A 16,481-nucleotide genomic window follows, 5' to 3' on the forward strand; every position below is an offset into this window, starting at 1 on the left:
TATAATTTTCAAATTAAACTTTTTTACTGAGTATTTTTACCTATACACCCTATGGCCCGTTGATAAATATGGATTTTTACTAATTAATCAGTAGTACTTTCCTCTTAAATAATTTAAATTTTCTATAAAGTGCTATGCGAGACTAATATTTTTTATAACGAACACTACAATTTCAAACTAGTAGAATTTTAAAAACCCACATATCCTCTATATTTAAAATGTAAATATTGTTCTTTATAAAAGCACAAAAAAAGAAGACCCCAACTTGGGATCTTCCTTTGTCCTACGATTATTCAACATCTGGTGTTTTGCTTGATACGCCTACATTCATCCAAACGTGTTGTGCAGCTGGATCAACTGAATATCCTACTACTCGATTATTAGCTGCAGTAATGGCAGAACGGAATAGTGTAGGGATTACTGGCATTTCATCATTCATATATTTTTGCCATTCAACATAAACTTTTTGGCGATAATCATGATCAAATGCTTTTACTGAATGACCATCCGCTAATAATTGATCGTTTTTCTCGCTTACAAAGTGAGAGTAGTTAAATGGAACATCTCTTCCGTATAATCCGTACGGATCTACGTCAGTACCAGTACCCCAAGCAGCTGCGAACACATCTACTTTTGGATCATCTTCTTGAATCATTTTATAGAATGAGTTGAATTCTGCTAGACGTCCATCAACAAGAGAAACATCTAAACCAACATTTTTCCAGCATTGCATATAGAATTTTGCAAGTGGTTCAGCGGTATCTCCACCACTCATAGATAAGAAATTAATATGGAATTTCTTTCCTTTTGGATCTTCACGAAGACCATCGCCATCAACATCTTTGTAGCCAGCTTCGTCTAGTAATTTTTTCGCTTTTGCCGGATCAAATCCAACTGGATTTGTATCCTTGCTGTACCAGCTAGCAAATGAAGGTGGGATTAAACCAGTAGCTGGAAAACGTAATCCATTGTAAATTTTTTCTCCAACAGATTTTTCGTCTAAAGCATATGCCATAGCTTGGCGTAAACGCTTGTCAGCAAATTTAGGGTTATCCATTACGTTAACACCTTTTTTAGCATCCCAATGTCCTAATTTGAATCCAATGTAGCTATAAGCTAAATCAACTGTACCAACGAATTGGAAGTTTTTAGATCCTTTTGCTGCAGGATATTGATCTACAGGGAATTCTGCAATATCAACATCGCCTTTTTTAAGTGATTGCAAGATAACTTTAGGGTTAACTACTTTTAGAACCAAGCTCTGTAACTTAGGTTTTCCTGCATAGTAATCATCGTTACGAACGAACTCTACAGATTCACCTGGTACAATCTTTTTAATTTTGAACGGTCCAAAACCAATTGGATTTTTATGAATTTTATCAGATTTTGCAAGATCTTTAATAGGAACATCGCCAAGGTAATGCTTAGGCATTGCATATGGCCATAGACCAGTCAATAAAGATGGGTTAGCTTCTGTAAATGTGATAGAAAGCTTTTTCTCACCAAGAATTTTAATACCAGAAATATCTTTTGCTTTTCCAGCATGGTAATCTTTCATACCAACGATGCTTTGGATGATAGCGTCACCGTAGCGAACACCAGTGTAATCTTTGCTGCCGATTACTAAGAAAGAATATTTGTAGTCTTCAGCAGTAACAGGTTTTCCATCAGACCAGTTAACATTGTCTTTAATTGTTACAGTGATGGTTTTATTTTCATTTGACAGTTCATATGATGCAGCACCATCATTTGTATACTCATAGTCACCGTTATTTGAGAATAATGGTTCATCAAAGAATTGCATTACTTCTGCGTCTGGATTACCTTGATAAAATGCACGGTTCAGAGTACCTTCAAATGGAGTATCTGAAACTAATGCATAATTTAGGCTTCCATCAGCCACTGCACTCTTGTCATTCTTTACTACCAACGGGAATTTGCTGATGTCTTCCTTTGGCTTAGAAGAAGATCCCGATGAGCCCCCGCTGCTTGATTTACTGCCACACGCAGATAACAGCAAACCAAGGACAACGATAAGACTCATGAACTTGAATAGATGTTTCTGTTTCTTCATCCTTATTTTCCTCCCTTTTTAACCTAATCTTTGTCTTGCATCGGCTGCACGCTTTAACGCTTGACCGATGAAATTTATACACAGCATCATAACTAGAATTAGTATTGATGCGGGTAACCAAATCCACCATTTATTTTGTAGAACATCCGGATTGGACGCGTAGCTTACAAGAGTACCCAAACTTGGTGTACTTTCAGGCAAACCAAATCCTAGATAAGTTAAACCTGACTCGATTCCAATATTTCCAGCAAGGTTTAAAGTTAAGTTAACGATAATGATAGAGCTTAAGTTTGGCAGCACTTCACGGAAAATAATTTTCCAGTTTGGTGTTCCCAATGTTTTCGAAGCCTGAACATAATCAAGCTCGCGTTCAGCAAGAGTTTTGGAACGAATTAATCTTGCTTTTCCTGTCCAATAAAAAGCACTCATTATTAATACAAATGTGTAAACATTATATTTTGGTGCGATAGTAACAAAGACGATAATTAACATTAATGTAGGCAAGATAATAATAAAATCAATAATACGCATAATAATATTATCAACTTTCCCACCGAAATAACCTGCACATAGACCGACACAAAGTCCGATGATACCAGTTAACAATGTTATACATAAACCAATAGTAAATGAGTTTTTGGCCCCAATAATTAGTTGCCCTAATATATCTCTGCCTCCATAATCTGTACCTAATAAATGTTCAGCAGATGGAGGTGAATAAATCGATAATAAATCAACGGTTACGATTTTATCTTGATCTAGTAGAAGTGCCGCACCATATACAATAATTAAGATGACAGCTAATAAAATTAATGAAAAAAGAGCAAGTTTATCCTTTACGATTTCTCTCATCATAATGGACAAAGCACTAATTTTTTTAGCCTTCTTTACTTTTACTTCTGTTGGATTAATAGCTTCCGCTTTCATGATTTTCCTCCCCTCTCACTTGTTAATCAATTCTGATACGTGGATCCACAGCACTTAAAATAATATCTGAAAGTAAGGTTCCGATTAATGTAGCTAGTCCAGATATCATAACAAGAGCTGTAACAACACTGAAATCACGTTGTGAGATAGAGGCTATAAATAACTGTCCAATTCCAGGATAGCCGTAAATGGACTCCAAAAATACAGAACCGCCGATTAAACCAGTAATTTCATATCCTAGAAATGCCGCAATCGGTAATAAGGAATTTCTTAAAATATGACGTGAATAAACTTTCGATTCATTAACCCCTTTTGCTCTTGCAGTTTTCACAAAGTCCTTAATTTTTGTATCAATAATTTCATTACGCAAGTATTGAATGGTAACACCTGTACTAATTATTGCTCCTGAGAAAGCAGGTAAAATAATATGATTTAACTTACTCATCCAATAAGCAAACGTACCATTCTCCACCCGGATATCTACACTTCCACTTGTCGGAAACCATCCGAGTACAAACCCAAACACAAATAGTACAAGTAAGCCAAAAATAAATAACGGTGTCGCATAAGTTAAGTAATTATAACCAACAATCGCTTTGTCTGCCCATGAGTCAGTCCATCTACCGCCAACAATTCCTAGTGGGATTGCTATGAGGTAACTCAGAATTAAAATTGCAGCAGATAAAAGAATGGTATTCCATATTCTCCCTGCTATTAATTCTGTTACCGGCACTTGGTGCATAACAGACATACCTAGATCCCCATGCAATAATCCTTTAATCCATCTTCCATATTGGACATACGGAGGATCAAGCAAACCTAGCTTATCCTTCAATTCATGCAAAGTTTGTGCGTCCATTTTTGGATTACTTGCCAATTGTCCTGTTAACGCATCTCCCGGCATAGCCTTCGCTAATGCAAAGATGAGAATACTTAAAATAAATAACTGAGGGATCATGATTAAAACTCTTCGTAATATAAACTTCAACATTTTTTACGGGTCCCCTCTCTTTATGGCAGTGCAACAAAGTGTGTATCAGAAATAGCTTTCAGTTTGTGTACTTTGCCCTCAGCATTAAAATATTTATCATACGAATTCTTATACTCTGCATTTACTTCCTGGCGAAGCTCTGTTTGTCTTTCTCTGTTTTCAGGATTAATATCCGGTATAGCAGAAATCAAACGTTTCGTATAAATATGTTGCGGATTTGCATAGATTTCACTACTTGTTCCTTCTTCCACAAATTGACCGCGATACATAATGCCAATACGATCACACATATGTTGAATGATTCCTAAGTCATGACTGATAAATAAGTATGTTAAATTAAATTCCTTTTGGATATCCTGCATAAAGTTCAACACCTGTGCTTGTACGGAAACGTCCAGTGCTGAAACAGGCTCATCGGCAATAATTAGTTTTGGTTTTAGAGTTAAAGCTCTTGCAATCCCAATCCGCTGTCGTTGTCCACCTGAGAACTCATGAGGATACTTATAAATGGATTCTGCGTTCAAACCAACTTTCTCAATGTAGTACGCTACTTTGTCCTTTTCATCTGCTTTTGATAATTTTTCAAAATTACGTAATGGCTCTGCAATAATATCCAAAACACGTTTTCTTGGATTTAAGGAAGAATAAGGATCCTGGAAAATCATTTGAACATCACGGCGTATATTATGAAATTCTTTTCTGCTTAATTTTGTAAGATCTTTATTTTCAAAAAGAATTTCACCGGATGTCGCTTTATTAAGCCCAATAAGAGTTCGTCCGGTTGTTGTTTTCCCGCATCCTGACTCTCCAACGAGTCCATATGTCTCTCCGGGTTTTAATTCAAAACTAATATCGTCTACCGCTTTCACATGGTCAACGACTCTTCTGAAAAAACCACCTCGAATTGGATAATAGACTTTGAGATTATTAACTTTAAGAAATGTCATTGTTCATGTCCCCTATATTTTCTGGAAAGTGAAAATTTTTATAACATGTGCAGCGAACAAAATGATTTGGTTCAACTTCTCGCAAAATTGGATTTTCTTCATGTTCATGCTCATCTACCCAATCTATACGGGCTTTAAAACGGCAGCCTTGTCTCGGAAGTTTTTGTAATGATGGAACGATACCTTTAATAACATGTAAGCGATCATTCCCTGAAGTTGTGGATGGGATAGAATTTAATAAGGAACGTGTATATGGATGAAGTGGATTTTTAAATAATGTCTTTACATCCGCCAGTTCCACAATTTCCCCAGCATACATAACAGCAACTCGATCCGCCATTTCGGCGACAACCCCAAGATCATGTGTAATAAGGATGATTCCAGTTTTCATTTGCTTCTGAAGGTCCTTTAACAAGTCCATTATTTGGGCTTGAATAGTTACATCCAGTGCGGTAGTCGGTTCATCCGCAATGACAAGAGACGGATCACATGCAATTGCAATTGCAATAACAACACGTTGACGCATTCCACCTGATAATTCGTGAGGATATTGCTTATAAGTTCGTTCAGGATTAGGAATCCCAACTTTTTTTAGGAGTTCTAATGCCTTTGCTTTAATTTCTGAGGATGATAATTTTGTATGATAGTTCATGCTTTCTTCAATTTGCTTTCCGCAAGTCATTAATGGATTTAGGGCAGTAAGAGGATCCTGAAAGATCATCCCAATATCCTTTCCGCGCACCTTATTCATTTCTGCTGTTGACAACGAAAGCAGGTTTCGTCCATTGAAGTTAACATTTCCCTCTAGCTTTGTTCTTCCTTCCGGATGCAGTCCCATAACCGAAAGAGCAAATGCACTCTTGCCGCATCCTGACTCACCTACAATTGCAACGACTTCATTTTCATTAACCGTTAAAGTAACACCATCTACCGCAGCATGGTAATCGTCTTGTATTCGAAATGAAGTACGTAAATCTTCAACTTGTAAAAGTGGTTGATTACCCAATATGAATCCCCCTTACTAAGAAACCTATATGTCGAAATTTGTTGAATTTCGTTAAAATTTCATTAAGTTTATATTTCAAAGTATAGATTGATATATTCGAATAGTCAATACAATTATTTTTTTTATATAATTTTTAATTTTGCTTTTTAGGTCGGACTCCTTGGTGGACTTAAATTAATGGCATTTATTTTTTCGGATTCATAATTATCAGAATAATTTTTTATCATTTAATAGTAGGAATATTCTAATTAGTTATTATTCAAAGAAAATAATTTGTTATTGTATTTATGAAAATTATGTCGAAAAAATTACCAGTACTGTTAGAAGACAACTTCTCAATAAAAAAATACCCCTTATACTAAATAAGGAGTATTTATTCAATGATATCCTATTTCGATATTGTTGCTATGTTTAGCTTCAGTGGCTATCGATGTACAAACTTCCGGTTTTCCGCCTATAATAAGGTCAACATCAGCTCGTGAACACTTGCTGTGTTTTTTTATCTTAGTCGAATCCCTACAGTTTGTACGTTGATGAATAGCCCCTTTTCGCATTTGTTCTAACCAGTTTATCCAATCGCTTACCCTTTTTTAGGCCCCGTTCTGGTTAATTTAAATTTACTATTTCAATAATATTATGGTCGTCTTCCAGCCCTTTTTGGCTTTCTGTTTTTATTAGCATAGGAAGAAGATGACTGTTTCCCTCTGCGATAAGAAGATTTTTGGGAATCCTTTTTCATTGGCAAAGGACGTTCTTCCGTAATATGAACTGGTGTATTATCAGGCTCTTTTGTCATAAGTTTTAAAGCTGCTGCAGTAACCATTACTGGATCATTTCCTTCCAGTAACTCTTTCGCAACGTTAACATATTGATCAAGACTGCCCTCTCTTAATATTTCATTAATTTTATCCATGGAAACACGTTGTTGTCCTTCAAATGCTTCGTCAATGGATGGCGGACGCATAGGCATCATGCGTTTTTTCGTTGTTTGCTCTACCGTTTTCAAATATCCCATTTCACGAGGACTAACAAAAGTAATAGCCATACCTTCTTTGCCTGCCCGGCCAGTTCGGCCAATACGATGTACGTAAGACTCTGGATCTTGAGGAATATCATAATTGTATACATGTGTAACACCGGAAATATCAAGCCCTCTAGCTGCTACATCCGTTGCTACCAACACATCTACTTTACCTTCTTTAAACTTTCTTAATACAGAAAGACGTTTTGCTTGGCTTAAATCACCATGAATACCTTCTGCAATATAACCTCGAAGATTTAGGGCATTTGCTAATTCATCCACTCGTCTTTTTGTACGACCGAATACAATAGCAAGCTCTGGTGATTGCACATCAATTAGACGTGAAAGCACATCAAATTTTTCCCGCTCATAAACCTTTACAAAATATTGTTCAATAAGCGGTACAGTCATCTCTTTTGTTTTTACTCTAATTGTTTCAGGGTTTTTCATAAATCTTTCAGCTATTCTGCGAATTGGATCTGGCATTGTAGCAGAAAAAAGCAGTGTTTGTCGATCTTCTGGTACACTTGAAAGAATAGCTTCAATATCATCGATGAATCCCATATTCAACATTTCATCTGCCTCATCAAGAATCAATGTATGAACTTGGTCCAATTTCAATGTACGGCGATTAATATGATCAAGAATTCTTCCAGGTGTTCCAACAATAATATGTGGTCCCTTCTTCAACGCTTTTATCTGTCTACCGATATCCTGACCACCATAAACAGCTAATACACGTGTTCTAGTATCATAACCAATTTTATATAGTTCTTCGGATACTTGAATTGCAAGTTCACGTGTTGGAGCAATAATAATTCCTTGAATATTAGGGTTTTTGGTATCAATTTTTTCGATGAGCGGGATTCCAAATGCTGCTGTTTTTCCGGTTCCCGTTTGTGCTTGACCGATAATATCGATACCTTTTAAGCTTAGTGGAATTGTTTTCGCTTGTATCGGTGTTGCTTCTTCAAAACCCATTCTTCTCACTGATTTTATTAGTGATGGGCTTAACTCTAATTCTGAAAACTTCGTCAATGCTTCTCATTCTCCTTCTAGACACTTAACAGGGCCATATTAACCCCCTCGGGTTACACCCGATTCTATTTTCAAAAAAAAAGACATTTCTATCTCTTTTGTTTTACGGCAAAAAGTGTAAACGATACTATATATGGTACCATTAATAAATAGAGATTTCAATGTCAATGGAACCCATAAGAAGCAGTCTTGACTTACTCCTTTTGCCAATTCATCGTTCTTCCTTAACCATTTTAAAGAGGGGGCAATTATTTTTAGTTTAACAAAATCAATCCATTCGTATACCTTTAGAGGATCTGGGTTGGAAGTGAAAGTTTATTGCCAAAATAAATTATTTATTAAGTTTAATCTCTGCTTAGCTCAAGCACCTATAGGCTAGCGGATGACTAAAGCAATTCCGCTTTTCTTACGTTAAGGCAGTAACCACTTCTTCCAATTGCATTCCTCTAGAAGCTTTCACAAGAACAAGTTCGTTCCCTTTTATATGGGATATTATAGATTGAATTAATTCTTTTTTATCTGTAAACGAAAACACCCGATCAGCGCCAAATTGTTTATGTGCTTCCTCTGCAATATAATACCCAAGTTCACCATAAGTAAAAACATATTTAATTTTGGAAGACTGAAGGAAGCGTCCAATTTCTTGGTGAAATTCCTTTTCTTCCTCTCCCAACTCCAGCATATCTCCAAGCACAACGATTTTTTCTCTTTTTTTATCAAGATCCATTATCAAATTTAAGGCCGCTTTCATAGAAGTTGGGCTTGCATTGTATGCATCATTAATAACTTTAATCCCATTCATTCCATCCAGCATTTCCATCCTCATTGCTGTTAGCTTTACAGAAGATAAACCAGCCTTTATTTCTTCTATGGTTAATCCAAGTTCCCTGCCAGTAAGGATGGCAGCTAGGGAATTCAGCACATTGTACTCTCCTAAAACCGGTATATATAATGGCTGATCTGGAGCTAAATTAACAGAATAAGTACTCCCTGTTTCTTCTTGGTTTATCGCAATAGGGTAAATGTCGTTTTCATTATTTTTCCCAAATGTTTGCATGCGCAGATGCGTATGGTCTTGTACCCTTTCCTTCAATAATGGCTCGTCTCCCATATAGATAAATAATCCGTCCGGTGACAAGCCTTGAACAATCTCCATTTTTGCATCTGCTATTGCTTCCCGTGAACCCAAATCCTGCAAATGTGCTTCTCCAATATTAGTAATGATGGCAATATCCGGGCGGGCAAGCTTCGTTAAAAACTCAATTTCTCCTCTAGCACTCATGCCCATTTCAAGAACTGCTACCTCTGTATCTTCCTTTAAGGATAAAACAGTTAGCGGCAAGCCTTCGCGTCCATTATAATTTCCAATTGTTTTTTGTACTTTAAACTTTTGACTTAAAACACTGGCAACCATATCTTTTGTGGTCGTTTTCCCATTGCTTCCGGTAACGCCAACTACTTTTATATCTAATTCCTGCAGGTAAACACGAGCTAATTCTTGAAGAGCTGTTAAAACATCCTCTACTACTAAAAGAGGCAAGCCTTCAGGCGGATTAGGCATATCTTTTTGCCAAAAGGAAGCTCCTGCCCCATTTTGGATAGCTGTTTCTACAAATTGGTGTCCATCCACAAATCTTCCTTTCAACGGTACATATAAGTTTCCCTTTTGAATGGCTCTTGTATCGATGCAAGCACCGATAATTACTTTATCTTGAAAATCGGTTATATCATTTTCTATTTTTATCATATTTGCTATTTGCTTGACTGTACGCTTCATCATTATTGCGTGCCTCCAATTTGATCTTTCCACCACGATTTAAAGTAAATGGAAATCACGAAAACGTGATCCCTGCTAGAAAAGCGCAAGCGCCTTGTTCATCGGCTTGCCGATAAGCGCTGTAGCTGACCTAGACTGAATAATTTTAAAAAGTATACTTTATTTTTTGCTTTTCTTCGTAACGTTCCAGAGCTAATTGGATAAGACGCTCAATTAGTTCTGGATATTCTACACCACTATGCTTCCATAGAAGTGGAAACATACTTACTGGAGTAAAGCCTGGCATCGTGTTTACTTCATTTATTAACACTTTTCCCTCGTCTGAAACAAAAAAATCAGCACGAACTAAACCGGAACAGTCGAGTGCCTTAAAAGCCATTTTCGCTATATCAGACATCTTTGCATATACCGTTTCCGAAATTTCAGCAGGGATAATCAAAGCCGTGTCTCCATCTTCATATTTCGCTTTATAGTCATAAAACGCTGTTTTTGGTAAAATTTCACCTGCTACTGAGCATTCTGGATGGTCATTTCCTAGAACACCAATCTCAATTTCACGGGCGATAATACCTTCCTCTATAATAATTTTGCGGTCAAATTGGAATGCTTCCTTATAAGCCGCTTCCAATTCTTCTCTGTTTGTGCATTTACTAATTCCTACACTCGATCCAAGATTAGCGGGTTTGACGAAGCATGGGTATCCGAGTTCCTCCTCCACATATCGGTAAGCAGAATGAGGATCAGCTTTCCATGTACTTCTTAATGACCAAACATACTTCACTTGCGGAAGACCAGCCTGTGCAAAAATATTTTTCATGATCACTTTATCCATTCCAGCGGCTGATGCAAGAACACCGTTTCCTACATATGGAAGATTCAATAATTCCAGCATCCCCTGAACGGTTCCATCTTCTCCATTTGGTCCATGCAAAAGTGGAAATACAACATCATATCCAGTATTCTCATTAGGGGTTAAAGCTGACATCATGGCATTAGGAACAATTTCATCACCCTTTGTGAATTGTAATGCCTGCACACTTTCCACAGCTTGTGTTAATATGGGTCCTTTCACCCATTGTCCATCTGTCGTTATATAAATAGGATGGATTTCAAATTTTTCTAAGCTTAATGCTTGAATAACAGCCTTAGCTGTTTGTAAAGAAACTTGATGTTCAGCGGATTTTCCTCCATATAATAAACAAAGCTTTGTTTTCATAAAAATCCTCCAGTTATTCTCTCGCTTTATATTTTAAAAGTCATGACATTTGCCTAGAAATATCATATGTAAAAATGTACACTTCGGTGAAATCTTCCATTACGACTCCTTCTTCGGTATTAATATTAACCTATATGAGGTCGTATTTCATCCTCTTTTCCTTGATTTCATCCTTTTGTTCTAGGCGAAATTGTTTCCAATTTCTTTTCTGGATTTTTTGGAATACTTTTGGTAAACTGTTGTTCCATTCATAGAAGGCTTTCTTGGGTTCCGTAGTATTATGTTTAACTAGCTGGTCCGAGGGAAAGCTTGTAACACGGAAGGGAAAAAGCCTGGGAGATATATCGTTTTTATGTGGAACGATATATTTCTCAGGCTTTTTTAAAGGAGGAAAAATCATGAATTTTATATTAGAGTATAAGTGGATTATCCTAGTGTCTCTTGAAGTTTTAGCTTGGGCATCCACCTTTTTTCTTTTTTATGCCAGATACGGAATGAAATCTACTTTTTGGTTTAAAGTTGCCAGCGTTTTATTTGCTGTTACTGGAGTAATTCCTCAAGTAATAATGGGGATTATTAATTTTTTCCATACAAGAAAGCTAGACATCTTCACGATAATTATTGTGGTGCTGCTTATTTATGGATTTACGTTCGGAAAAAAGGAAGTTAAGAAATTGGATGCATGGGCACAGAAAAAGTTTTCTAAATAATAACCCGCTCTTACTTAAAAGCGGGTTTTCTTTATCTCAGTCGAAGACGGTTTTACTTATCCGTGCGCTAGAGCTGCACGCGTTTTCGCTGTTCCTATTTTATAAAGCATTTCCATTCCTTCAATTTTCGATCATACACAATTTTGCCATCAACTGGTCGGTTTCCAATAGCTGCATATTCTTCTTGCATTTCATCCATATAATAGTAGTCACCAATCACCCATATTGGTATTTCAATTTGAGATCGGGAATATTTTGCTCTTTCCAGGGATACGACCATCCCTTCCTTCATGTTCTCAATAAACGGATAGAGAATTTCCACCGGTACATTGGAAAATTCCTGTTTTTTTCTTCTGCCAAACATCGTTTTTTCCGTTTTATCGCTCATTTTGTTCATAATGGAGGTGCCCAGTACACGATAGAAATCTTCAAATGATCGGTAATATGTCTTGTTAAATACCCCATCCTCTTGTGCTAAATAAGCAAAATGATTATCCAGTTTCCGATAAAAAGGCAGGCGAAGGTGGTTTTTCAAATGACTCAAATATAAAAGCTCAGCGATCTCCTGGCCCTCTAATAGGTTTAATGCTTCTTCATTTTCAAAATCAATCCAACAAAAATCACCATATCTATATACATCATCATTGACAAGCTTTGGAATCGTTTCATTATCCACATAATCAAAGAAAGTATGTAAATTATAATTCCCATCCTCAAATTGATGACGAAGAAGTAACATATTTGATATTTCGGGGATGGCTGCCATAAATTCTTTAAACTCTATTCCCGCGGATATTGCATAATGATCCGGGTAATTCACATGTATATAGATAATGTCACGATTCCCTGTATGATTTTTCAATTGAGGTCCCTCCGATTAGCTCTAACCCTAATTCCAAAACGAAGACGCAATTGCTACGCCTAAAAAAAACAGCTTCCAAAAGAAACTGTATTATTCGAATCTAAGTTTCAATTTATTTTACCAAATTTATTTTAATTTTCCTTATTAATTTTTGCCTAAATTAATTTTTTATTTGTATTACATTAAAATTACAGCTTATTGACAAAGAAATTCTTATACTGATGTACTCGAGATAAATTTACTTATTATCATAGATAACGGTATTTGGATTCCTTTTTCGGGTAAAGTAACATTATATGTGTTAGATGTTAGGAGGTGCTTGTCCTTTTTGGATAAGGGAGTTTTCATATAAAACCCTTATGCAGACTTAGTTTCGGCGTATTTTTTCTTAAAGAGAAGCCGAAATAAGGTTTTCGTCTGCAAAAGCCACATTGTTTATGAAAAGAGCCTTATAAAGGACAATAAGATGCCTATTTTTAAACTCGTTATCATCTTTATATTAGTTGCTCTCACCGCTTTTTTTGTCTCAGCAGAATTTGCCTATGTTAGAGTCCGCTCTTCAAGGATTGATCAATTAATTGCGGAAGGTCATAAAAAAGCATCGGTTGTAAAAAAAATTTTATCGAAACTAGATGGATTTCTTTCAGCTATTCAGTTAGGAATTACCGTTGTTTCCTTAATATTAGGCTGGCTCGGGGAACCTACGATAAAGCAGATTTTAAAGCCACTATTTCACATGGTACATCTTCCTACTTCAGTAGAAGATATATTATCATTTATTATTTCCTTCGCAATTATTACATTTTTAAATGTTGTGTTAGGTGAGTTAGCTCCTAAAACCATTGCAATACAAAACGCGGAGTCGATAGCTTTATCATTTGCAACACCATTAGTTTGGTTTAGCAGAATTATGTTCCCTATTATATGGGTATTAAATAGGTCATCCCGTCTTGTCACGAAATTATTCGGCTTTGAGCCCATTCCGGATCACGAGATGGCACATTCTGAGGAAGAGCTGCGTATCATACTCTCCGAGAGCTTAAAAAGCGGAGAAATTAATCAATCAGAATATAAATATGTAAACAATATATTTGAATTTGACAATCGAATTGCAAAGGAAATCATGGTTCCGAGAACGGAAATCGTCAGTATCGATAAAAACGCTACCCTCGAAGAAATTATGGAAATTGTCCGGATTGAGAAATATACGCGTTACCCAGTTACAAATGGAGATAAAGACAGTATTATTGGCCTTATTAATATAAAAGAATTATTAACCGACTGCATCTACAATGAGTGCCAGGAGGATGATCCTGTCGATAAATACATTAGCCCCATCCTTCGTTTTATCGAAACAGTGCCGATACAGGACCTATTAGCGAAAATGCAAAAGGATCGAACACATATGGCCATTCTTTTAGATGAATACGGAGGAACAGCAGGGATGGTTACAGTCGAAGATATTTTAGAGGAGATTGTTGGAGAAATTCGCGATGAATTTGATGCGGATGAAATTCCGCTTGTCCGAAAAGTTGAGGATAACCATTACATTTTCGACGGGAAGGTACTGATTGAAGATGTAAATGATTTATTGGGAATTGAAATATCAGAGGAAGAGGTAGATACCATCGGAGGTTGGCTGCTCACCCAAAAATATGATTTAAAACAAGGGGATAAAATAGAAACGGCAACTTGTGAGTTTATCGTATCCGAAATGGAAGAGTCTCATGTCCTTTATGTGGAAGTAAAGAAAAAGACAATCACTCAAAAAGTCTCTGAGGAATAAGAGGCTTTTTTTTTGTATGCATTTTTCAGTTGAAATTATCTTAAGTTTAATATATCGGAAACTTTTCTCTGTTTCCTTCGTCTTAATATTATGGATAAAGATAGGAATTAGGTGAAAAATATGGAAAAAGAACATAAGATAATTGATAAGATAGATTGGACACTTGTTTTAATCATATTTTTGTTTTTCCTTGTAAGCTGCATATCGATATCAAGTGCACAGACATCTGATCAATATGGAATGAATTTTGTCATTCGGCAAGCTTTCTGGTACGGAATCGGAATCGTCATCATTGGGTTTTCCCTTTTATTGGAACCAAGTCAATATAATAAACTTTCCTATTACTTATATGGGTTTGGTATTATTTTACTCATAGGACTAATCGTTGCTCCTCATTGCGTTGAAACAGGATGTCTTGTCCCGAGAAAAAATGGTGCAATCAGCTGGTATATCTTGCCTGGGGCAGGTCAAATACAGCCTTCTGAATTTATGAAACCCTTCATTATATTAGCGATAAGTAGAGTTATTTCATCTCACCACGAAAAAGTCCGCTTAAAAACTTTTAAGAGTGATTTTCTCCTTTTAGTGAAAATTGCAGTCATTGCCATTATTCCACTAGGGTTGATCATGATGCAGCCAGATTTAGGAACAAGCCTGGTTATTTTAGTGATTGTAGCCGGAATGACACTTGTGTCAGGAATTACTTGGAAAATAATCGCACCATTGTTTATTTCATTAAGTATAATTGGTGGAACGATATTATCCTTAGCCATTTATAAACCGGAAATTTTAATTAAATATTTGGAGGTTCCTGCATATCAATTTGACAGAATAAATACATGGATTGACCCGGAAAGTTATCCAGATGAAGGTCGGCAATTGCGCAGTTCTATCATGTCGATAGGGTCAGGAGAAGTTTTTGGAAAAGGGTTTATGGGAAAACAGGTGTATCTCCCTGAGAGGCATACTGATTTTATTTTTAGCGTGATTGGAGAGGAATATGGTTTTATCGGATCCAGCTTAGTTATCTGTTTATTTTTCGTTCTTGTGTATCACTTAACAAAGACAGCCATTTTAACAAAGGAAAAGTTTAATACATATGTGTGTGCTGGAGTCATCTCCATGATTACCTTTCACGTCTTTCAAAATATCGGAATGACAATACAGGTTCTGCCAATTACAGGTATTCCTTTACCATTTATTAGCTACGGAGGCAGTTCATTAATGGGAAATATGCTTGCATTAGGAGTTATTTTTAGCATTCGTTTTTATCATAAAGAGTATATGTTTTCGACTTCATCTGATCGTTTTTATATGTAGCAATTGCATAACAAGTAGTAAAAATCATTAATCTTTTGAAAAAACGGTCTTGAACAAAGAATACTGGACAATAAATTTCCATATTGTAAAATAATAAGGTTAATTTCGAATATATTTTTGCTTGTCGTTCTTTGTTAAATACCCTTAAGTACTTTAGCTTCAGGTTATCTCTTTTATATCCGATTAAAAAATTGTTTAGGCTTTAGTTGTTAAAACAACAAGTTTTAAGAAAAGAGCCTTTAGTTAATAAAAAGCATCACGTTTGACTGTACGGTTTGTTTTTTTTATAATATTAATAATATTTTATCGAAAAATGGCAACAACCATTTTCCTTTAAGGGTGGTGATAGGATGGGGTCGTATACCGTATTGGGGAGTTAGCAACCTTAGCAAATGTATCTAAGAGAACGATAGATTACTATACGAGTTTGGGTCTCTTGCATGCTAATCGTTCTAAATCAAATTATCGTATATATGCTTCAGAAGCTTTAGAAGATCTTAAATTCATTGAAAGATATAAAAAGCTTGGGATATCACTTGAGACTATTCGCAGAAAAATGGAAATGAAGAAATGCCATGAAATGAACGAATCCATTGTGGAACAGCATATTGAAACTGTTTCAGAGCATATAAAACAACTTAATATGGAACTATCCGATTTGGCACCAGTATTAGAAGTGCTTAACACAAAGCAAAAAGAGGCTATTTTCAAAAGGCTAACATTGGAGAGCGTTGCATTATTGCAATCGCTACACTTTTTAACAAAATAGGAGGTGACTCCTATCCTGTATTTCACGGGGTAGGAAA

13 protein-coding genes and 1 riboswitch are annotated in these 16,481 nt (G+C 36.0%); of the genes, 4 read left to right on the forward strand and 9 right to left on the reverse strand.

Features of this window, described 5'->3' with window-relative positions; translation table 11 throughout:
- Window positions 1-289: 289 nt before the first annotated feature.
- The 8 genes from opp4A to NSQ59_RS25580 all read right to left on the reverse strand — a co-directional run bounded on the left by opp4A (window position 290) and on the right by NSQ59_RS25580 (window position 10,997).
- Window positions 290-2,074 carry an oligopeptide ABC transporter substrate-binding protein gene (gene opp4A / locus NSQ59_RS25545; RefSeq protein ID WP_340833011.1) on the reverse strand — a complete coding sequence of 595 codons (1,785 nt, stop codon included), beginning with the start codon at window positions 2,072-2,074 and terminating at the stop codon, window positions 290-292.
- Window positions 2,075-2,092: 18 nt separating this feature from the next.
- Window positions 2,093-3,001 carry an ABC transporter permease gene (locus NSQ59_RS25550; RefSeq protein WP_126647575.1) on the reverse strand — a complete coding sequence of 303 codons (909 nt, stop codon included), beginning with the start codon at window positions 2,999-3,001 and terminating at the stop codon, window positions 2,093-2,095.
- Window positions 3,002-3,023: 22 nt separating this feature from the next.
- On the reverse strand, window positions 3,024-3,992 hold the full coding sequence (gene opp4B, locus NSQ59_RS25555) for an oligopeptide ABC transporter permease (RefSeq protein WP_055741360.1): 969 nt from the start codon (window positions 3,990-3,992) through the stop codon (window positions 3,024-3,026).
- Window positions 3,993-4,012: 20 nt separating this feature from the next.
- Window positions 4,013-4,939: an ABC transporter ATP-binding protein gene (locus tag NSQ59_RS25560; RefSeq protein ID WP_055741361.1), complete on the reverse strand. Its 927-nt coding sequence runs from the start codon at window positions 4,937-4,939 to the stop codon at window positions 4,013-4,015.
- Window positions 4,926-5,945, reverse strand: a complete 1,020-nt coding sequence (locus tag NSQ59_RS25565) for an ABC transporter ATP-binding protein (RefSeq protein ID WP_055741362.1) — start codon at window positions 5,943-5,945, stop codon at window positions 4,926-4,928. The genes NSQ59_RS25560 and NSQ59_RS25565 overlap by 14 nt, the downstream gene beginning before the upstream one ends.
- Window positions 5,946-6,579: 634 nt before the next feature.
- On the reverse strand, window positions 6,580-8,004 hold the full coding sequence (locus NSQ59_RS25570; RefSeq protein WP_055741363.1) for a DEAD/DEAH box helicase: 1,425 nt from the start codon (window positions 8,002-8,004) through the stop codon (window positions 6,580-6,582).
- 406 nt (window positions 8,005-8,410) lie between these two features.
- Window positions 8,411-9,784 carry a UDP-N-acetylmuramoyl-tripeptide--D-alanyl-D-alanine ligase gene (locus NSQ59_RS25575; RefSeq protein ID WP_126647576.1) on the reverse strand — a complete coding sequence of 458 codons (1,374 nt, stop codon included), beginning with the start codon at window positions 9,782-9,784 and terminating at the stop codon, window positions 8,411-8,413.
- Between the two features lie 142 nt (window positions 9,785-9,926).
- Window positions 9,927-10,997 (reverse strand): D-alanine--D-alanine ligase, encoded by a 1,071-nt coding sequence (locus tag NSQ59_RS25580; RefSeq protein WP_340833012.1) that lies wholly within the window; start codon window positions 10,995-10,997, stop codon window positions 9,927-9,929.
- A 251-nt stretch (window positions 10,998-11,248) separates the two neighbouring features.
- Window positions 11,249-11,338: riboswitch (guanidine-I (ykkC/yxkD leader) on the forward strand.
- A gap of 57 nt (window positions 11,339-11,395) precedes the next feature.
- Between NSQ59_RS25580 and NSQ59_RS25585 the strand changes: the two genes are divergently transcribed.
- Window positions 11,396-11,707 (forward strand): hypothetical protein, encoded by a 312-nt coding sequence (locus tag NSQ59_RS25585; RefSeq protein ID WP_126647578.1) that lies wholly within the window; start codon window positions 11,396-11,398, stop codon window positions 11,705-11,707.
- A gap of 94 nt (window positions 11,708-11,801) precedes the next feature.
- Here NSQ59_RS25585 and NSQ59_RS25590 read toward each other — a convergent pair whose 3' ends face one another.
- Entirely contained in the window at window positions 11,802-12,569 is a 768-nt protein-coding gene (locus NSQ59_RS25590; protein ID WP_055741368.1) for a hypothetical protein, read from the reverse strand.
- A gap of 466 nt (window positions 12,570-13,035) precedes the next feature.
- On the opposite strand from NSQ59_RS25590, the gene NSQ59_RS25595 reads away from it, so the two are divergent.
- From NSQ59_RS25595 to NSQ59_RS25605, 3 genes are all read left to right on the forward strand, one after another.
- Window positions 13,036-14,355: a hemolysin family protein gene (locus tag NSQ59_RS25595; RefSeq protein ID WP_340833013.1), complete on the forward strand. Its 1,320-nt coding sequence runs from the start codon at window positions 13,036-13,038 to the stop codon at window positions 14,353-14,355.
- Window positions 14,356-14,475: 120 nt separating this feature from the next.
- Window positions 14,476-15,675, forward strand: coding sequence for an FtsW/RodA/SpoVE family cell cycle protein (locus NSQ59_RS25600; RefSeq protein WP_055741370.1), 1,200 nt, complete (start codon window positions 14,476-14,478; stop codon window positions 15,673-15,675).
- A 367-nt stretch (window positions 15,676-16,042) separates the two neighbouring features.
- Window positions 16,043-16,444, forward strand: coding sequence for a MerR family transcriptional regulator (locus NSQ59_RS25605; RefSeq protein WP_055741371.1), 402 nt, complete (start codon window positions 16,043-16,045; stop codon window positions 16,442-16,444).
- Window positions 16,445-16,481: the final 37 nt, after the last annotated feature.

It is taken from the genome of Margalitia sp. FSL K6-0131 (assembly GCF_038008735.1).
In the GTDB taxonomy this organism is placed as follows: Bacteria; Bacillota; Bacilli; order Bacillales; family Bacillaceae_C; genus Margalitia; species Margalitia shackletonii.